Here is a 19480-nt window from a genome sequence, read left to right on the forward strand (position 1 = left end):
CAGTTGATCAACCTGATTTCGGCGATCTCCAGCTTGTCCGGCTGATCCTTCCGCTAAAAATTACGAATGTTGTGCTCGGTCAGGTCGGTTGCGTGCTTGGCGAGGGTGCGAAAGTCGTTGTCGTCGTGTAGCACGGTCAGCCCATGATGAGCGGCTGTCGCCGCGATGATCAGATCCAAGGCGGAAGCGCTGCGATGCTGGCCGTGTCGTGACATGCGGTGCTGCGCGGCGTTGATCCACGCGCCTGCCTGCTTCGGTACCGAAACATCAGGGTAGAGGTCTGCGAACATCTCGCAGAGCTCATCGAACTCCTGCGCGTCACGGGCGCTGTAAAGGAACTCCGAGCGCTGCGCATAACAGGATCCGACCGTCTGCGCGACGATGGCTTCCTCCCACGCCGACTGGATGGCCGGGTCCGCGAGGAGCCGGACCAGCCCAGAGGTATCCAGCAGGTAGATCACCGATTGCGCGCCGCTTTTTCGTCGCGGTGCCGCTGCTCGGCGTCCGCTACCGCACCCCAGGTTCGTGCGCGCTCGAAGTGTTTGCGCACCTTGGCGGCGCGTTCCTGCTGTTCGGCGTAGAAGCGGAGGGCCAAGTTGACCGCCTCTTTCTTCGTTCGGACGCCAGATAATGTCATGGTCTGTGCAAGCGCGTCGTCGTCCAAGTCGATCTGCGTCACCGTCATGGCACACCTCGGTTTCAATGTTGGCGATATACATAGAAGGATACATGACCAACATCCCCTCAGCTGTGGCTCGTGTTGGCGTTGGCCCATGCGCGCAGGTCGCCGCGGTCCAGGGCTACGGCGAGTAGGGCGGGGAATTTGTCGGGGGTGCAGGCGAAGGCAGGGACGCCGAGGGCGGCCAGGGCCGCGGCATTGTCGTGGTCGAAGGCGGGGGCACCTTCGTCGGAGAGGGCGAGCAGCACAACCACCTGGACGCCGGACTCCTTCATCGCGTTGACCCGGCGCAGCATTTCGTCGCGGACGCCGCCCTCGTAGAGGTCGGAGATGAGCACGAAGAGGGAGTCGGTGGGGCGGGTGATGAGGGTTTGCGAGTACGCGATGGCCCGGTTGATGTCGGTGCCGCCGCCGAGCTGGGTGCCGAACAGGACGTCGACGGGGTCGTCGAGTTTGTCGGTGAGGTCGACGATCTCGGTGTCGAAAACGACGAGCGAGGTCTTCAGCGAGCGCATCGAGGCCAGCACGGCGCCGAAGACGGAGGCGTAGACGACGCTGGCGGCCATCGAGCCCGATTGGTCGATGGCGAGCACGACATCGCGTTGTACCGCTTGGGCTTTGCGGCCGTAGCCGACCAGCCGCTCGGGCACGACGGTGCGATGCTCGGGCAGGTAGTTGGCCAGATTTTTGCGGATGGTGCGATCCCAGTCGATATCGCGCAGCCGGGGGCGGGAGACGCGCGCGGCCCGGTTCAACGCGCCGGAGACGGCGGCCACCGTGTGCGCGGCGATGCGCTGCTCGATCTCGCGCACCACCTTCTGCACCACCAGCCGCGCGGTGGCCTTGGTGGTTTCGGGCATCACCCGGTTCAGGCTGAGCAAGGTGCCGACCAGATGCACGTCCGGCTCGACCGCCTCGAGCAACTCCGGCTCCAGCAGCAGCTGGGTGAGGTTGAGCCGCTGCACCGCGTCGCGCTGCATGACCTCGACGACGGTCGAGGGAAAGTAGTTGCGGATGTCGCCGAGCCAGCGGGCCACCCGAGGCGCGGACCCCTCCAGCCCGCCCGAGCGCTTGCCCGAGGTCCGCTCGTCGTCGTTGTAGAGCGCCGACAGTGCCCGGTCCATCGCGACGTCGTCGCCATCGCCGAGTCCGCCGAGCCCCGCCTCGGCGGCGGCGCCGAGCACCAAACGCCAACGGCGCGACTGTGTTTCATCGATGGCGTTCATCGCGTCCCCTGAGTGCCGGTCGAGTCATCGCTCGAGGTGAAGCTCCGCGTCGGCCGAGCGGAACGGAGCTGCCGCACCAGGGCGCTTGTGCCGGAATGTGCGGCAACTGGCGGCATGTTCATACCGAGACCCCCAAGATTTCCGCGGCGGCGCGTAGCGCGATGGTGCCGCGCGCGACGTCGAAACTTCCGTCGTCCGCACCGGTCCCGGTGGGCGCGGCACCGCCGTCGCGGACCGCCTGGCCGATGGCGCGGCGCTCGCCCGACTCGAAGGCACCGAAGGTTCTGCGCAGCAGGGGGAGTGTCTCGACGAACTGATCTTCACGCAGTGCGCGCAGCCAATCGTCGATGAGGCGCAACAACTCTCGGTCGTGCACCAGCAGTAACCCACGACCGCTGAGGAAGCCGTCCACCCAGGCGGCCTTCGCGGCGGCGGTATTGCCGACCGATAGGGCGGCGGAAAGCCGACGGGCGGAATCGATCTCGTCGATGATGCCCGCGTCGCATAGCAGCCGGACGGCGCGGCCGACGAGGACGCCGTGCACGTCGTCGCGATCGGCGAGCTTGCCGAGCGCGCCGAGCCATTCGCCGGTGGCCCAGCCGTCGTCGCGGGTGTTGATGGCGGTGTGAGACGCGTCGAGCATGGTGCGGAGCTCGGTGGCCGCGTCGGTGTCCAGGCCGGTGACGGCGCCGGGCAGGCCCGCGCAGACGCGCACGAGCAGGCCGTCGGCGACGTGCGCGAGCGCCTTGGTGTCGGTGCCGCGGACGTCGCCGTAGCGCAGCGTCCGGATCAGGCCGGGCAGTGCGGCGAGCAAATGGGTGATGTCGTGGTCCAGCGCGGCGGCCGAGGCCAGCCGGGTGATCAATCCGTCGGTGGCACCGCCGAGATCGGCGAGCAGCGCGACTTCCAGTGCCGCGGCGAGGTCGCCGACGGTGCTGTCCGCGCGGCTCGCCGTGTCGAGGATCTTCGCCTCGGCGGCGGTGCGGATGGTGGTGCCCCAGCGGGAGGCCTCGATGATCGAGATGGCGTACTCCGGTCGCCATTCCAGCGTCCAGGTCTCCCGGAAGGTGCCGGTGCTGCGCACCTCGCTGGTGGTGAGCGTGCCCCAGGGGATGTCGAGCACGCGCAGCCGGTGTAGCAGGCGGGAGCGCTCGACCTCGCGTTCCTTGCGCAGGTCGAGGTCGAGGATTCGGGACAGCGCCTCCTGCTTCATCCGCAGCGTGCGGATCCGGGCGCGCAGGTCGGCATCGAGCGGGACGGTCGGCGTGCCCTCGGGCACGGTGCCGAGCGCCTCGCCGACGACGAGTTCGTTGACGACCAGCCGAAGCATGGTCTCGTCGCCCGCACACATCACCGCGCGGGTGGCCTCGGTGACCTCGGACAACCCGGCCAGCGGGCGATCACGCATGGCGGCGAGGGCGTCGGCGAGTCGGACGGCCTCGATGATGTGCGCGCTCGACACCGGCAGATCGTGCGCCCGCAGCACCCCGGCCACCTTGGTGAGCCAGCGGACGATCGGCCGCTCGGTCTCGGTGAACAGGTGGTGGTACCAGCCGGGCGAGGTGATTCCCGCGCCGTATCCGGAGATCGTGGACAGTCGCGAATGCGTCCACGGCACCCAGGTCAGGGTGGCTTTCGTCTTCGGAAGTCCCTTCAGCAGCCGGGTATCCGCGGCCGCGGTTCCGAGCTTGCCTGCGAGGGCGGGCGCGTGCCAGGCGCCACATACCACCGCGAGGCGGACCGCCCCGTCCTTGAGCGCCTTGCGCATCGTCTGCCGCATGTAAGCCTCGCGCCGCAGCGTGTGCGCGTCGATGCGGACGGGCTCGAGCCGGATCGGTTCCAGCTCGATGACATCGGCGGTTGCCTCGGCGACCGAGTTCGTGCCCGCCTCACATTTGTCGTCGTCCGGTCGCAGGTCGATCGTGGGTTGCGCCGACCGCGGCGGCGAATCTTGTTCGTCCGCATCGAGTTCGACCGCCGCGGCGGGATCGTCCAGCATGGCGGTGTTCGGCTCGAGCTCGGTCGAAACCTGCTCGGCGCCTTCGCGTAGCGCACCCATCGCCTCGGTGATCGCCTCGAAAGCGGTGGCGTCGGGGGCGGATTCGACGACCGCGTCCCACCACCGCTCGGCGTCGTCGTATCCGCCCGCCGCGGCGAGCTCGGTCAAGGGGTCGAACCGATCGCCGGGCTCCTCCTCGGCGGCGAGCACCATGGTGGCGGGCAGATCGCAGAACCGAACGGGCACACCGTGTTCGGCGGCATAGCGCAGCGCCTGCCACTCCGGCGAGAACACCGCGTACGGCCAGAACGCCGCCTTCGCCGGTGCGTCCGGCACGTAGGCAAGCAGCGCGACCGGCGGCGCCATCCCCTCGGCCGCGACATACCCGACCAGCGGATCGGCGTCGGCGGGCCCCTCGATCAAGATGGTGTCGGGCTGAAATGCCTCCAGCGCCAACCGAAGTGATCGCGCGGAACCCGGCCCGTGATGGCGGATGCCGAACACGCGGGTCTGCGGGTCGCCGGACATCGACCGATCGTCGGCCGCGGCGCCGTGCTGCGCTTGCGTCATTGTGTCACCCCCTGCTGATTCCGACGCTCATCCGGATACCTCGCGGCACGCACGGTAGAAGTCCGACCACTCCGGGCGTTCGCGGACAACGGCCTCCAGGTACTCGGTCCACACGACCGCGTCGGCGACCGGATCCTTGATCACCGATCCCAGGACGGCGCCCGCGATGTCGGCGGCACGCAGTACGCCGTCACCGAAGTGCACCGACAGGGCGATCCCGTTGGTGATCACCGAGATGGCCTCGGCGGTGGATAGGGTGCCGGAGGGCGATTTGAGCTTGGTGCGGCCGTCGGCGGTGATGCCGGATCGCAATTCGCGGAAGACGCGCACCACGCGGCGCACCTCCTCGGCCGCGGCGGGCACCTTCGGCAGTTCCAGCGAGGCGCCGAGCTGTTCGACGCGGCGGCTGACGATGGCGACCTCCTCGTCCTCGCTGGCGGGCAGCGGCAGCACCACGGTGTTGAAGCGGCGGCGCAGCGCGGAGGACAGCTCGTTCACGCCGCGGTCGCGATCGTTGGCCGTGGCAATGACGTTGAAGCCCTTGGCCGCCTGCACCTCGGTGCCGAGTTCCGGTACCGGCAGCGTCTTCTCGGACAGCACGGTGATCAGCGCGTCCTGCACATCGGAGGGGATGCGGGTGAGCTCCTCGACCCTGGCGATCGAACCCGCGCGCATCGCGGTCATCACCGGCGACGGCACCAGCGCGCCCTCGCTCGGGCCCTCGGCGAGCAGTCGCGCGTAGTTCCAGCCGTACCGGATCGCCTCCTCCGCAGTCCCCGACGTGCCCTGCACGAGCAGCGTCGATTCACCACAGATGGCGGCCGAAAGATGCTCCGACACCCAGGTTTTGGCGGTGCCGGGCACGCCGAGCAGCAACAGCGCCCGGTCGGTGGCCAGCGTCGCGACCGCCACCTCCATCAGCCTGCGCGGACCGACGTACTTCGGGCTGATCACGGTGCCGTCGTCGAGGGTGCCGCCGAGCAGGTAGGTGACTACCGCCCACGGGGAGAGCCGCCAGGACGGCGGGCACGGGCGCTCGTCGGCGGCCGCCAGGGCGCGCAGTTCGTCGGCGTAGGCCTGTTCGGCATGCGGACGCAGCAGGTCGGGCGTCACGTCGGTAGTGGTCACTGCAACTCCTCGAGCATCATCGAGCGGTGGTTGAGGTCGTGTGCGAGCTGGTCGAAGGCTCGCTCCCAGGTGGGATCGCCGCAGCGGCGGGCCACCACGGCGGCGGCGCCCGCGGCGCCAACGGGTAGGTGCACCGACGCCGCGGACAGCAGCGACCGGTGCGCGTTGGGGGTATTGCCGTGCGCCTCCGGGCGGCGAGCCGCCGCGCGCGCACGTTCGAACAGCAGCAGCATCAGGTGCTGCGCGAGCGGTTCCGGCCACGGATGCCCCATCGCGGGCAGCAGCGCCTCGATCTCGGAGAGCCAGGAGCCGTCCAATTCGAGCAGGTGCCGGGTGCGGTCGGCCACCGGTAGCAGCGCGAACAGTTCGCGCCTGCGCAGCATGGCGACGTCGGTCGGCACACCCGCGTCGAACACCGCCCGCGCCCACACCGAATCATGCTGTGCCAGTGCGGCGTCCACCCAGCCGTCGAAGACCGGCTGGCGGAAGCGGTCGTCGATGGTGGCCTTGACCGCCTTGTCGGGCGCGCCGAGCACGCTCGCCCAGTGGCTGAGCGGTGTCGCCGCCACCAGCTGGCGCAGCCTGCCCGCGGTGACGTCGGGCGCGCCGCCCCACCGGTAGCTGAACTCAACGCTGCGGTCGGTGATGCCGTCGCGATGCGCGGGCGGATCGAGCGTATCGGGCAGGGCGACAACGAGTTCGGTGTGCAGCATGCGGTGTTCGACACGGACCCATTCGCTCGCTCGCCGCGTCATCCGATGCGCGAACGCCGAATCGGGCAGCAGCGTGAGCAGACCGGCGGCGGTCCGCCGGACGTCGGAACGCCGATCGTCCAACCCGGCTTCCAGCAGCGGTTCGTCGGCCCGCGAAATCCCTTCGGAGAGTACGGCGAGCAGCTCCGCCTTCAGCGGCCCGGACTCTTTCGGCCATGCCGCGGCGAGCGTTTCGCGTGCCGCGTCGGCGTCCCGGCGGCGCAGGTCGGCCAGCCAGCCCCGGCGCTCGGGCGGCTGCCCGAACTGCCAGATCTCCTCGGCGGAAGCCGCGGCGGGCTGCTGCCGCACCAGGTTTCGCCATTGCGGATGCTGGCCGGCCAGCCACCGGCCCCGGGTACCGGCCAGGCGCAGCAGCGGTTCGCGCAGCTCGGCATTGCTCTTCGCCTGGTCGAGCAGTTGGCCGCACAGCGCGTCGGGCGCGCGATAGTCGTGCGGCGCTGCCGCGGTGAACCATTCGGGCAGGAAGGGGGAACGCTCTTGCAGCATCCGGGAGAGGCGACCGGCGGCGCTGGGCGGCAGCAGCAACCGGGTGTCGTCCTCGGCGGGCTCGGGTGCCTTCGCGGTGGCCGGGCGGACCCCGCCGCGCGCGAAAATATCCTGGAGGGCGGCGGATTCGAGCAGGCGCAGCGCCGGATCGGCGGGTAGCCGGTCGGCGGCGTCGGCCACCGGCGCGGCCAGCCGGGTGAGGTCCGGTGCCCGGCGCGCGGTGCCGAGCAGCGCGACGGAGGTCAGGTCGGCGGCGTGCGAGGAGGACGCCGTTCGAGCATTCGACGCACTCCGGCCGACCGGATCGATCCTGGCCAGATCGATCACCTCGCCGGCACTGAATACCGAGATCGGCACCAAGCCGTCGATGGTCCAGTCGGCGGTAACGGTCACCGGATGACCGCCGGACACGCCGAGCAACCGCCACGGCTGCTCGGTCGGTGTCATCGGCAGTGCGGTGCCGTCGGATTCGGTGATGTACCAACCACTTTCGGTGAGTACCGGTACCACGTCGACGAGTAGCACCGGCCAGCCGCGCAGCCACGGATCGTCGCCGAGTGCCGCGGCGTGGTCGGCGAGCGCGGCGGCCACCGTGCCCGGCCGGTTCGGATCGGCCGGCAGCGTCGTGAAAGGCTCGGCCGCACGGTGTCGTTCACCCCAGAGCGCGCGCAGCGGCGCGGCGCCGGGGTAGTAGTGCAGGTCGGCGTCGGCGAGCAGGCCGAGGGGCGGCACGTCCGCGGGGAAGCCCGGTGACCCGAACGAGTGGTCGACCACCAGCGCCCAACGCCGGGACTCGCGCCCGTACAACCACGTTCGTCGGGTGTAGAGGCGCTCGTCCTCGGTGATCCGCACGCCGAGCACCATCCACCGATCCCGCACCGCGGGCTCGGTGCGCACCGCCTCGGCGGGATTCGGATAGCCGACGTGTGCGCGGATGCTGGCGCGTAGCTCGGGCGCGAGCTCGTCCAGCCTGCTATGCGCCGTGACGAGCAGGTGCAGCCGCGCGTATTCGCGCAGCACCACCTCCGGCCAGTCGGCCCTGGTCACCACCGCGGTCGGCAGCTGACGCAGCGCCGAGGCGACGCCGGGTGCCTGCGCGTCGACCATCCTGGCGGCGATCGCCTCGAACGCCCGGAACGATCGGTCGGTCTGTGCCAGGCCGGTGCGCACCTGATCACCGAGCCACACATCGAGTTCGGCAAGCCCAGCGGTGACCCGGACCCGCCGCTGTTCCGCGGTCGCCGGATTGGCGGTGCGAGTGGCTGCCTCCGCCGCGGGCTTGGCCGCTTTGGCGATCCGGCCGTCGATCCAGCTCGCCGCGAAATCGACGATCTCCGGTGCCTGCTCGACCCGGCCCGCCGTCCACTCCAGCAACAGCGACAGCGCGTGCTTGCACGGGAATTTGCGGCTCGGACAGGAACACTTGTACGCGGGCCCGGACAGGTCGACGATCGTCTGATACGGCTTGGCGCCGCTGCCCTGGCACAGCCCCCACAGCGCGGTGTCGTGCTGCCCGGTACCGCGCCAGCGGCTCGCGAGTTTCCGCGCGGCGGACAGCGAGCTCGCGTCCGGCGCGAGCGCCGTGACCTGGTCCTCGCTCCAGCGCGTCATGTCTTCCCCCGTTCGTCGGTTGACCGGATTTCTACCCCAGAGCACCGACAAGTGCCGACCCGGCCGGTGTGTTTCGCACGGAAATTGCTGTGCCGTCGCGGGTTTCGATGCCGAAAACCTCTTGCGTACATGGGTGTTCTCTGGCATTCTGTCCTGTTCGGCTCGACCGAACCATCCAAATCGGGTGATACACCGACGAGCTGCCCGCCGGGGCTGGCGAGGGGTGGACATCGAAGCGCGGCCCCAGCCGTTTCGATGGCCATATCCATCCCCGCGCGGGCAGATTCGCATCGGGTCCGGAGGATTTCCTCCGGTGGGCGAATCCGACGCGATCGGGTAGCGTTTCGCACAGCTTCGACAGTGGCGCCGTGCACGGAGCCGGAGGACCGGTAGCGGCTCGGTGGTGGAGGGGGTCCAATCAAAGTGCGTCCCGACGCCGATCCGGTGCCGAGATTGACCGAGGTGGTTACCCGCAGGCTCGCCGCGGACCCCTCGGTGACCCCGTCGGTCGCACGAACCGTGCTGCGCGCCCTCGGCGGCACCGAGAACGATGAGCGGGCAACCGAATTCGACGACGGCGGGATCTTTCTGCGCGCCATCCGGGTGCGTGGCTTCCGCGGCATCGGCCCGCAAGCCGAGCTGCAGTTGCCGCCCGGCCCCGGCCTCACCCTGGTCGTCGGCCGCAACGGCAGCGGCAAGTCCAGCTTCGCCGAGGCCGCCGAGCTGGTGTTCACCGGCGGAAATCGCCGCTGGGACGGTCGATCCGCGGCCTGGCGGGAGGGCTGGCGCAACCTGCACGACGGCGGCACCGCCCGCATCGAGGTGGAACTGCTCACCACCGGCAGCAAGCCACAGCTGACCATCGCCAAAGAATGGGCCGCCGACGCGGACCTACCCGACGCGACCTGGACCGAACAGCACCCGCCCACCGCGCCAACCGAATTCGATATGGACCGCTGGGCAGGCAGGCTGGAGCTCTACCGCCCGTTTCTGTCCTACAGCGAGCTCGGCGCGCTGGTCGACGGCAAACCGAGCGACCTGTTCGACGCGCTGCACCAACTGCTCGGCCTCGACGAACTGACCTTGGCGCAGGAGCGAATTCGGCTGCGCCGCCTGGAATTGGAACGCGCCGTGCGCGATTCACGCCAGGAACGCCTCGAGCTGCTCGAGGCACTCGAGACGGTGGCCGACGACCGTGCCGTGCGGGTGAACGGCCTGCTCCGCCCCGCGCAACCGGACCTCGCCGCCGTCGGGCGCGAGGTGATCGGCACCTTCGACGATCCGGACGGCCCGGCGGGTCTGCGCGCGATCGTGCGGCTCACCCTGCCGACGGCGGCGGAGGTGGCGCGGGTGGCCGCCCGGCTGGTGGAATGCGGCACGGCGCTGACCCGCGGTACGACTGCCGACGCCGAGGCCGACCTGCGTGTGCTTGAGTTGTTGCGCCGGGCCCGCGACCACCACACCGCAACCGGTACCTGTCCGTGCCCGGTGTGCGGTCGCGGCGACCTGGACGACGCGTGGGCGCGCGAGGCCGACGCCTCGATCGCCGCCCTTGCCGCGCGGGTCGACGCGCTGACCACCGCGCGCACCGAACTCGGCGAGGCGATGCGCGCGGCGCGGTCGCTGCCGGATCTCATTCCGCCGGAACTGGATTTCGACCCGCGCAACCCACCCTCGGTGGACACCGCCGCCGTCCGCCGGGCCTGGGCTGACTGGGCCGCGCTCACCTCCGCCGACTACAGCCCTGACCTGCCGGACCGGCTGCGCGGCGCGCACGCGCGACTGGTCGACGAACTCGAACAGGTGCAGCAGGGCACCCGCAAGGAACTCGACCGCCTCGACGAGGTGTGGACCCCGCTGGTGCCGCGCATCGTGAGCTGGCTGGAGGGCGCGCGCGAGGTCGCCGCGCACGCCGCCGAACTGCGCACCGTCAAAAAGGCCGAGGACTGGCTCAAGGCCGCCACCGCTGGCCTGCGCGGTGAACGGATGACGCCGCTGGAGACCACGGCGCGCTGGGTCTGGCAGACGCTGCGCCAGCAGAGCAACGTGGAACTCGGCTCGATCACCTTGCAGGGCAACGCCGGAACCGCCCGCCGGGTGCTGCTCGACGTCACCGTCGACGACGTGGACGGGGCCGCGCTCGGTGTGATGAGCCAGGGCGAGCTGCACGCACTCGGGCTGTCGCTGTTCCTGCCGAGGGCCACGGTCGAGGAGAGCCCGTTCCGCTTCGTCATGATCGACGACCCGGTGCAGGCGATGGACCCGGCGAAGGTGGACGGGCTGGCCAGGGTGCTCGCCGCGGTCGCGTGGACCCGGCAGGTGGTCGTGTTCACCCACGACGAGCGCCTCGCCGAAGCGGTGCGCCGGATGCAGCTGGACGCCACCGTGCTCGAGGTGCAGCGCCGCGACCGTTCGGTGGTCGAGGTGCGGGTATCCAGCGATCCGGTCCGCCGCTATCTCGACGACGCCCGCGCGCTCGTGCGCACCCCGCAGTTGCCGCAGGCCATCGCCGACGAACTCGTCGCCACCTGCTGTCGTTCCGCGGTGGAGGCCGCGAGCCTTGGCCGGGCCAGACGCACCCTGCTCGCGGACGGCATGAACCACCGCGAGGTGGAGCGCCACATCGATGCGGCCCAATCCACCAGGGCCAAGGTCGCCCTCGCGGTGATGGGTGTCGGCGGTAAGGTCGACGATCTCAACAAGTATCTCGTTGCGCGCGAAGGGAAATGGGTGGTCGAGGCGCTGCGCGACGCGACGGCCGGTGCGCACGTGCCGATCGGGCGCGGCATGCGCGAATTGATCACCGAGACCGAACGTTTCGTCGCATGGCTGGCGAGGTGACCGCGCGGTGGCGATGACGCAGCGCGGGCCGCGCCGGGGACCGAACGGTGGCGGGCGCGGAAAGCGCGGACCGGCGAAGAGCCCGAGGCGGCCGCGGCCGTCGGTGGCCGAGCGGCTCGACACGGTGGATCGCCTGCTGGCCGGATCGGTGACCGACGCGGGCGGCCTGTGGTCCCGCGCCACCGCGTGGATTCTGCGAATCGCGTTGGAGCAGTCCGTCGATGAGCTGTGGATCCGGTTGGCGCCCGCCCTGACGCGCTGTCCGATGCGCGCCCAGCTGATCGCACTGCGCACCTTCGCCGGTCCCGAGGTGGCCGCGCAGGTCGCCGCCCTGTGGGCCGCGCTCTCCAGGGCCGCGCACCACCACGACTACGAGCTCGCGCCCAGTGTCACCGACTTACGCCGCTGGCGCGAACAAACCGTCGCGATCGCCAAGGCCCTGTCGGCCGTCGAGGCCCGCTGAGCGGCGGAATCGACGGCCGGGCCGGCTCGCTCGCGACGGTGTGCGCCCGGTCCTGCCTACCCGGCCCGATCTTGTTGCGGGCGACGCGCGACAATCGACGGATGAGTGGGACGCGGATGTGTCCGTGTGGCCGGGGCGAGGCCTTCGATGACTGCTGCGGGCCGGTGCTGAACGGGAAGCGGGCGGCGGCGACCGCCGAGGCGCTGATGCGTTCGCGCTACACCGCTTTCGCGGTCGGGGACACCGATTATCTCCGTGGATCGTGGCATCCGCGGACCAGGCCTGCGACGCTGGAGCTCGACCCGGGGCAGCGCTGGTTGTTCCTGGAGATACTGCGCACCGCCGACGGCGGGCTGTTCGACGAGACCGGCCTGGTCGAGTTCGTCGCGCACTATCGGGCCGAGGGCACCCGCGGCTCCCTGCACGAGGTGAGCAGGTTCCTGCGCGCCGACGGAGCCTGGGTCTACCTCGACGGCGAAATCGAAGCCTGAGTACCGTGACCCACTATGTCCCGTGTCGCGATCGAGTACTGCACCCAGTGCCGCTGGCTGTTGCGCGCGAGCTGGATGGCGCAGGAGCTGTTGAGCACCTTCGCCACCGAACTCGGTGAGGTGGCACTGATTCCGGGGACGGGCGGCGTTTTCCGGATCACCGTCGACGCTGAACAAATCTGGGAACGCAAGGCCGACGGCGGTTTTCCCGATATCGCGGTGTTGAAACAGCGGGTGCGTGATCGGGTCGCGCCGGACCGTGATCTCGGCCACGCCGATCGCCGGGACTGAACCCGGCCCCGGCGACACTCGATCGCGGTACCGCGCCGCTCAGCCGCAGCAGCCGCCGCCGCAGCACCCGCCACCGGCCGGGGGCGCGGCCTGGCTCGGCGCAGGCGCCGCGTTACCCCGGCTGACCGTGCCAAACGTGGTCAGCAGCTTGACTGTGTCGGCATGGCCGCTCGGGCAGGACGCCGGACTCGACGACTCCGCCATCGGGCGGTTCATCTCGAAAGTGTCCCCGCAACTGCGGCACCGATAGCTGTAACTCGGCATCGGTCAAGCGTACCGCCGGGGTCGCATAATGGTGCGTCGCGTGCCCAGGTCGTCAGCATGGACGTACTCTCGAAGAAGAGATCACGAGGTGCGGGGCCCGCTGGAGCAAACCGGCAGCACACCGATGGGTCCCTGGCAGGAGGTGCGAACCATGCGCGAACGCGGCGAGCCGATCAGTACAGCCACTCCGGGCACTCAGTTCGAGACCGCACCGGGTTGGGAAGTGGGCTCCGCGCCGATCGCCGCCACTACATCGGGCGAGGTGCGCGGGCGCTGGGACGGTCCGGTGGCAGTGTGGCGCAGCATTCCGTACGCGGCGGCGCCGAGCGGGGAACATCGTTTCCTTCCGCCATTGCCCGCGCCCGAGTGGTCGGGAACCCGGGATTGCGCGGTCTTCGGCGACATCGCCCCGCAGACCATGGGCAACATGGTCCCCGTCGACTCGGACCTGCGGATGGGCGAGGACTGTCTCTGGGTGAACGTCTGGTCGCCCCGCCGCGACGTCGGCGACGTGGTGCACACCTTCGAGACCGGCGAACCGCGTCCGGTGCTGGTCTGGTTGCACGGCGGCGCCTACTGCCTCGGTACCGCGGCGCAGGGCATCTACGACGGACGCAAGCTGGCCGAGGCCGGTGACGTTGTGGTGGTCACCGTGAATTACCGGCTCGGTGCGTTCGGCTTTCTCGATCTGTCCTCGCTGCCGGGCCCGTTCACCCCGAATCTCGGGCTGCACGACCAGATCGCGGCGCTGGAATGGGTGCGCGACAATATCGTCGCGTTCGGTGGCGACCCTGGCAACGTGACGTTGTTCGGCGAATCCTCCGGCGCCGGTTGCGTCACCGCGCTGCTGACCTCGCCGCGCGCGGCCGGGCTGTTCCACAAGGCCATCGCGGAGAGTCCGCCCGCGACTACCGTTTTCGGTCAGGAACGGGCCGCCGGAGTAGCCCGGCGGTTCCTCGAGCTGCTGGAACTGCCCGCCCACCGGGCCGTCGAACTGCTCGACTGGCCGATCGAGAAGATCGTCGAGGTCGCCGGCATCCTGCTCGACGAGATTCCGTTGAAGGAGCCGGGCCGGCTGGCGGCGGCGCCGGTGGTGGACGGCGACCTGTTGCCGACCTATCCGATCGAGCGGTTCCAGCACGGGCGCTCGCATCGGGTGCCGTTGATGATCGGCACCAACAAGGACGAGGCGTCGCTGTTCCGGGTGTTCCGCTCGCCGATCATGCCGGTGACCCCGGACGCGGTGAACGCGATGCTCAGCGACGTGGCGGCCAGTCATCCGGAGCTGTCGCACGAGCGGATCGCCGAAATCACCTCCGCCTACCCGGATCTGGACAAGACGCGCGGCGCGCTGGCGATGTCCGGCGATGCCGCGTTCCGGATGCCGGCGCACTGGGTGGCCGACGCGCACGCGCAGCACTCACCGACCTGGATGTACCGCTTCGACCACGCGACGCCGATGCTGCGCGCCGCCCGGGTCGGCGCGGGGCACGCCACCGAATTGCCTTATGTGTTCGGCAATTTCGGCTCGTTCAACCATGACCCGACGTTCTGGCTCGGCGGCCGCAAGGTGGCCATGGAGGTATCGGGCCGAATGATGCGGCGCTGGTTGGCTTTTGCCACGCACGGCGTTCCCGCCGCGCTCGATGGCTCGAAACACTGGCCGCCGTACCGTCCGTCGACGCGCACCACCTTGCTGATCGACACCGTCGACCGCATTGTCGACGACCCGGACACGGATCTGCACACCGCGTGGGGCGAGCAAGCGGTCGGCTTCGGCTGACCGCCGCGGTGCGCGCTCAGACGGCGGTGGGTTCCGGGGTGCGGGCCCGGCGCCCGAGACGGACCGGCAGCTGCTCATATCCGTGCAGCGTGAACAACTCTCGACGCCGCGGTGCTCCGTCCAGTCGCAAATCGGGGAAGCGGTCGAACAGCGACTGCAGGGCGTAGACGCCTTCCATCCTGGCCAGGCTGGCACCGAGGCAGACGTGGACGCCGCTGCTGAACGACAAGTGCTCCTTGGCATTCGCGCGGCCGACATCGAAGCGGTCCGGCTCGGCGAACACCGCGGGATCGCGGTTCGCGCCCGCCAGCGACAGCACGACCGTGTCGCCCGCGCGCAGCTGGATGCCGTCGATGTCCACGTCGCACAACGCGGTTCGCGCCGTCGTCTGGACCGGCGAGTCGAAGCGAAGAATCTCTTCGATGGCATTCGGCCACAGCTCCGGCTCGGCGCGCAGCCGCGCCAACTGTTCCGGATGCTCGAGCAGCTGGACGACGCCGTTGCCGATCAGGTTCACCGTGGTCTCGAAGCCCGCACCCATCAGCAGGCTCGCGGATGCCTTGAGCGCGAACATATCCAGCTCTCCGGCGGTGACCAGGGTGCTGAGGATGTCCTCGCCCGGGGTGCGGCGCAGCCGCGCGATGTGCTCGTCGAAATAGTCGTTCATCACCTCCATGGCCTGCAGTGCGCGCCGGTACGCGCGCCAGGAGATGCCGACGTCGAGCAGCGGGGTCATCCGGTCGCCCCAGTGCAGGAACCGTTCCTTGTCCGCGTCGGGGAAGCCGAGCATTTCGGAGATGATCGCGATCGGGACCTGCGCGGCGAAGGCGGTGACCAGATCGGCAGAGCCACTCGACGGCAGCCCGTCGAGCAGTTCCGCGGTGACCGTTTCCACCCGGTCGCGCAGCCTGGCGATGGCGCGCGGGGTGAACGCGGAGGCGACCGGCTTGCGCATCTTGGTGTGCTCCGGCGGGTCGATCACCAGCATCGACGGCGGCTCCACCGGGTTCGGCGGCAGCGGGAAGTGCTTGGCCAGCTTCCGCATCGGCGCGGGGGTGTTGAAGCTTTCGGTGGTGCGCACGCCGAATCGGTTGTCGCGCAGGATGGATCGGCACACCTCGTGATCGAAACTCGCCCAGGCGATAGAGGTGCGGATCAGCCTGCCCGCACCGCGTAACCGCTCGATGAGGGGATAAGGATCGGCGAACCCGGTGGGCCCGCCCATCAGTTCGGCGAACGGCTCACCGCGCCGTGCCTGCGTGCGCAGCACGAGCCGGGGTGCGCCTTGGACGGATAACCAGCGGAACCAATACTGCGGCTTCATCATTCACCAACTCCGTCGTTGTGAGATATTTCCACCGTACGGAACCCGGCCAAAATGTGGAACGTCCTCTAGTCGGACTTCCGCCTATACCGTGGTAGGAGCAAACCAGGCTCGACCGAAGGCGCCCTTCACACCATCTTGCCCGCTGAAGGTGCCCTTCGGTCGAAATCGCCTCGGTCGGTACAGCTGACCTTCGGTCGGTTTGGGGATCAGGCGCGCTGGGCGGTGACGCGTTCGGATTCGATGCGGCGGTCGCGCAGGGCCGGGTCGGGGTTGACGACCTGGACGAGGGAGGCGCCCGCGGCGAGTACCGCGACGAAGCCGTCGATCAGTTCGGCGGGGGTGTCCCACGGGGTGCTCGACAGCACCCGGTCGCCCTCCGAAAACCCTTGGCGCATGGCCGATTTCTTCGCTTCCGCGAACACCTCCGGCACCGGCATGCCGTCCAGTGCGGCACCCGCGCCACCCGGCAGGAACTGATCGCCGTGCACCCGCACGGAGGTGGCGAAGTCGGTCACGCCGACCGGCAGATCACGCACCGGGGAGCCCATCGCGTCCAGGGACAGCGCCGCGACCTCGGCGATCCCGTCGGCATCATTGAGCCGGTCGGGAGTCACCAGGGCCAGTTCGGCGTCCGGGTCGGGGCGAAGCACCACCTCGGTGCCCGCCCACCAGCAGCCGAGTAGCACGGCGGCGGTCTGCCAGTGCGCGGGCAGCAGCACCGCGATCCTGGCGCCGGGGCTGAGGCCGCATTCGTCGCGGATCAGGTTGGCCGTCTTGGCCGCCCAGTTCGCCAGGGTCAGCCCGGACAGTTCGATCCGGGCGCCGGTGGCGTCGTCGTAGTAGGTGACGCGCGGATTCGCCGGCTCGCGCGCGAGAATCGGATCGAGCACCTGCTCGGTGAGGGTGAGCGCCTGGTCGAATTCACGCATGGTCTAGTTCACGCATTTCGGTCCGTTCTGGCCTGCGTCGATCGGTGGGGCTGGCGGGACTGGCGTCGCGGTGGCGCTCGACGTTCCGGAGAAGTCGAACATGCCCCCTGCCGCCGAGCCCGGACCAGAATAGTCGCTCGCCAGCACCACGCTCACCGAATCCGGCGACAGCGTCGTATCCGCGAGCACCGGCAGCCCGCCGAGTGCCTTGGCCACCGCCTTGGCCTTGGGGTCGGCGGTGTTCGCGGCGAGTACCCGGCTGCTCGAGACGCTGGGACCGGTGTAGTTGCCGACCAGCCCTTCGCGGAAACCCTTCCCGCTCAACGCCTGTGCGACCTGACCGGCCAGGCCACCGACGCCGCTGGCGTTGTACACGCTGACGGCCACCGTGCCCGGATCCACCGCGGGCTCGTCCGATTCGGCGGATTTCCCGTCGACCAGCGAGCCGACATAGGTCTTCACCGCCTTGGGGTCGACCCGGACCACCGATTCGCCCCGGTCGGTCATGTAGTTCAGATCGGTGACCGGAATGGTCTCGAACTTCACCTGCCCGCCCGAAAGGTCCTGCAACTGTTGCAGAAACGCGAGCACGTCCCAGTCGTCGTCGAGCACGACCGTGCGCCCGACCGCGTCGCTGAGCTGCTTCATCTTTCCTGGATTGCCGAGCGTCTTCGCGTTGAGCACCTGCCCGACCAGCTGGGCCATGAACACCTGCTGGCGCACGATGCGATCGAGGTCACCGCGCGGGAGATTGTGCCGCTGTCGCACGAAGCTCAATGCCGCCGGGCCGTCGAGGCGCTGGCGTCCGGCCGGGAAGTCGGCGCCGGACATCCATTCGTCGACCGGATTGTTCAGGCACACCTCGACCCCGCCGACCGCATCGGTGAGCAGCACGAAGCCGAGCAGGCTCACCTCGGCGTAGTGATCGACGCTGATGCCGGTGAGGTTGGCCACCGACTTGATCAAGGCCTGGCGGCCCGCCTGGGTGGACTGCTTGTCCGCCTCGGCCTCCGCGACGCCCTGGTTCATCAGCTTCAGTCGCTGTGTCTCTTTGGTCGCGCCATACGCCGAATTGATCTTGCCCTTGCCGAGATCGGGGATGTCGACATAGGAATCACGAGGAATGGAGATGGCGGTCGCGGACCGGCCGTCGTTGGGTACCCGGATCAGCACGATGGTGTCGGTATTGGTGCCGACCTCGTCACCCGCGTGCAGCAGCACGCGCTCCCGATCGGACAGCGGATTGCCGTGCGCGTCGGTCCGGCTGTCGACGCCGACCAGCAGAATGTCCACCGCGCCGTCGCGCCCGCCGCCGAGGCCGAGGTTGCCGATCCGCTCGATATTGGAGATCAGGCTGTCGACGCTGTGCCAGGCGAAGCCGGTGATGACGAGCACCAGCACGGCGAGGACCGCGGCGAAGCCACGCAGCGGGCCACCTGCCGGTAAAAGCGATTCAGCGCCGCGCGGCCGGGTCACCCGGAACCTCCTGCGCCGCAGCTACTTTGTGTCCTCTCGACAACTCGACATCCTTTCGACAAGCTCGGGGCCTCTTTCGACAGCACGGTCCGTCTGACCACCCCACCTTTCTGTATCCCCGGGCACCCATGTGGCAAACCCTTGTTCGCGGTGGGCACCAGCCGAGGGCAACTGACTGAAGGCTAACGAATGGCGGCGCGGGCACCCGCAATCCGCAGGTGTGGCGGCGTGCCAGACTCGACCCCGTGACAGCCTCGACATCGTCCGACGCCACCCGGCCCGCGCGCCTCGTCGTGACGGGAGCGGGTGGGCAACTCGGGCGGGAACTGCTCCGCCGCGCGCCCGATGCCCGTGCCTTCGGACGCCGCGACCTCGACATCACCGACGCGGATGCGGTCGCCGCCGTGCTCGAACCGGGTGATGTGGTGCTCAATTGCGCCGCCTACACCGCGGTCGACCAGGCCGAATCCGACGTCGCGGCGGCTTTCGCGGGTAATGAGACCGGGCCCGCCGTGCTCGCCGCCGCTTGCGCGCGGGTCGAGGCCAGGCTTATTCAACTGTCCACCGACTACGTGTTCGCGGGCGTGCACGATCGTCCGTACGAGACCACCGATCCCACCGGACCGGTCAGTGTCTACGGGGAGTCCAAACTCGCTGGTGAACGGGCGGTGCTGACGCTGGCTCCGCGGGCGCACGTGGTGCGTACCGCATGGGTATATACCGGGCGCGGAAGCGATTTCGTCGCCACCATGCGGCGGCTGGAGCGCGAGCGCGACACCGTGAACGTGGTCGACGATCAGCTCGGGGCACCCACCTACGCGGCGGATCTCGCGGCCGCCCTGCTGGAACTCGCGGGTCGACCGGACGCGCCCCGGCTGCTGCACGCCACCAATGCCGGGCAGGCCACCTGGTTCGAGCTCGCGCGGGCGGTATTCGAAGGAGTCGGTGCCGATCCGGCGCGGGTCCGGCCGTGTGACTCGTCCGCATTTCCGAGACCCGCACGGCGCCCGGCATATTCGGTGTTGTCGCATCGCGCGTGGGATGACGCCGGGTTGACTCCGTTGCGTCCGTGGCAGGTGGCACTGGGGGACGCGCTGGCGCGGGTATCCGACTAGGCTGTGCGGTCGTGAGTGAGCGCAGCGA

At 69.6% G+C, this 19480-nt stretch carries 16 protein-coding genes; 6 read left to right on the forward strand and 10 right to left on the reverse strand.

From position 1 onward, the window contains the following. Window positions 1–53: 53 nt before the first annotated feature. The 6 genes from ACIA8C_RS03315 to ACIA8C_RS03340 form a co-directional block, all read right to left on the reverse strand. On the reverse strand, window positions 54–461 hold the full coding sequence (locus tag ACIA8C_RS03315) for a PIN domain-containing protein (RefSeq protein WP_397130600.1): 408 nt from the start codon (window positions 459–461) through the stop codon (window positions 54–56). Beyond that, window positions 458–685, reverse strand: coding sequence for a type II toxin-antitoxin system VapB family antitoxin (locus ACIA8C_RS03320; RefSeq protein ID WP_397130601.1), 228 nt, complete (start codon window positions 683–685; stop codon window positions 458–460). The genes ACIA8C_RS03315 and ACIA8C_RS03320 overlap by 4 nt, the downstream gene beginning before the upstream one ends. A gap of 59 nt (window positions 686–744) precedes the next feature. Next, on the reverse strand, window positions 745–1905 hold the full coding sequence (locus ACIA8C_RS03325; RefSeq protein ID WP_397130602.1) for a VWA domain-containing protein: 1161 nt from the start codon (window positions 1903–1905) through the stop codon (window positions 745–747). Window positions 1906–2023: 118 nt separating this feature from the next. Then, a complete protein-coding gene (locus ACIA8C_RS03330; protein WP_397130749.1) occupies window positions 2024–4432 on the reverse strand; it encodes a DUF5682 family protein in 2409 nt (802 codons plus the stop codon). A gap of 69 nt (window positions 4433–4501) precedes the next feature. Then, on the reverse strand, window positions 4502–5602 hold the full coding sequence (locus ACIA8C_RS03335) for an AAA family ATPase (RefSeq protein WP_397130603.1): 1101 nt from the start codon (window positions 5600–5602) through the stop codon (window positions 4502–4504). Beyond that, the gene (locus ACIA8C_RS03340) at window positions 5599–8472 is read right to left on the reverse strand and encodes an SWIM zinc finger family protein (protein ID WP_397130604.1); all 2874 of its coding nucleotides are present in this window, start codon (window positions 8470–8472) and stop codon (window positions 5599–5601) included. Before ACIA8C_RS03340 ends, ACIA8C_RS03335 begins: the two co-directional genes overlap by 4 nt. Window positions 8473–8895: 423 nt before the next feature. Between ACIA8C_RS03340 and ACIA8C_RS03345 the strand changes: the two genes are divergently transcribed. The 4 genes from ACIA8C_RS03345 (at window position 8896) to ACIA8C_RS03360 (ending at window position 12558) form a co-directional block, all read left to right on the forward strand. Further along, complete coding sequence (locus ACIA8C_RS03345) at window positions 8896–11313, forward strand: AAA family ATPase (RefSeq protein WP_397130605.1); 2418 nt, start codon at window positions 8896–8898, stop codon at window positions 11311–11313. A gap of 13 nt (window positions 11314–11326) precedes the next feature. Next, window positions 11327–11776: a hypothetical protein gene (locus tag ACIA8C_RS03350; RefSeq protein WP_397130750.1), complete on the forward strand. Its 450-nt coding sequence runs from the start codon at window positions 11327–11329 to the stop codon at window positions 11774–11776. 101 nt (window positions 11777–11877) lie between these two features. After that, the gene (locus ACIA8C_RS03355) at window positions 11878–12267 is read left to right on the forward strand and encodes a YchJ family protein (RefSeq protein ID WP_397130606.1); all 390 of its coding nucleotides are present in this window, start codon (window positions 11878–11880) and stop codon (window positions 12265–12267) included. A gap of 15 nt (window positions 12268–12282) precedes the next feature. Continuing rightward, window positions 12283–12558, forward strand: coding sequence for a SelT/SelW/SelH family protein (locus tag ACIA8C_RS03360; protein WP_396992613.1), 276 nt, complete (start codon window positions 12283–12285; stop codon window positions 12556–12558). Window positions 12559–12597: 39 nt separating this feature from the next. Here ACIA8C_RS03360 and ACIA8C_RS03365 read toward each other — a convergent pair whose 3' ends face one another. Further along, window positions 12598–12822 carry a zinc ribbon domain-containing protein gene (locus ACIA8C_RS03365; protein WP_397130607.1) on the reverse strand — a complete coding sequence of 75 codons (225 nt, stop codon included), beginning with the start codon at window positions 12820–12822 and terminating at the stop codon, window positions 12598–12600. 151 nt (window positions 12823–12973) lie between these two features. On the opposite strand from ACIA8C_RS03365, the gene ACIA8C_RS03370 reads away from it, so the two are divergent. Then, window positions 12974–14605 carry a carboxylesterase/lipase family protein gene (locus tag ACIA8C_RS03370; RefSeq protein ID WP_397130608.1) on the forward strand — a complete coding sequence of 544 codons (1632 nt, stop codon included), beginning with the start codon at window positions 12974–12976 and terminating at the stop codon, window positions 14603–14605. A gap of 16 nt (window positions 14606–14621) precedes the next feature. Here ACIA8C_RS03370 and ACIA8C_RS03375 read toward each other — a convergent pair whose 3' ends face one another. The 3 genes from ACIA8C_RS03375 to ACIA8C_RS03385 all read right to left on the reverse strand — a co-directional run bounded on the left by ACIA8C_RS03375 (window position 14622) and on the right by ACIA8C_RS03385 (window position 18289). Then, the gene (locus ACIA8C_RS03375) at window positions 14622–15929 is read right to left on the reverse strand and encodes a cytochrome P450 (RefSeq protein ID WP_397130751.1); all 1308 of its coding nucleotides are present in this window, start codon (window positions 15927–15929) and stop codon (window positions 14622–14624) included. Window positions 15930–16138: 209 nt separating this feature from the next. Next, complete coding sequence (locus ACIA8C_RS03380; protein WP_397130609.1) at window positions 16139–16861, reverse strand: TIGR03089 family protein; 723 nt, start codon at window positions 16859–16861, stop codon at window positions 16139–16141. A 3-nt stretch (window positions 16862–16864) separates the two neighbouring features. Further along, on the reverse strand, window positions 16865–18289 hold the full coding sequence (locus ACIA8C_RS03385) for an LCP family protein (protein ID WP_397130752.1): 1425 nt from the start codon (window positions 18287–18289) through the stop codon (window positions 16865–16867). 293 nt (window positions 18290–18582) lie between these two features. Between ACIA8C_RS03385 and rfbD the strand changes: the two genes are divergently transcribed. Further along, the gene (rfbD, locus tag ACIA8C_RS03390) at window positions 18583–19452 is read left to right on the forward strand and encodes a dTDP-4-dehydrorhamnose reductase (RefSeq protein WP_397130610.1); all 870 of its coding nucleotides are present in this window, start codon (window positions 18583–18585) and stop codon (window positions 19450–19452) included. The last annotated feature ends 28 nt before the right edge of the window (window positions 19453–19480 follow it).

This window comes from Nocardia sp. NPDC051321 (genome assembly GCF_044455225.1).
Lineage (GTDB): Bacteria > Actinomycetota > Actinomycetes > Mycobacteriales > Mycobacteriaceae > Nocardia.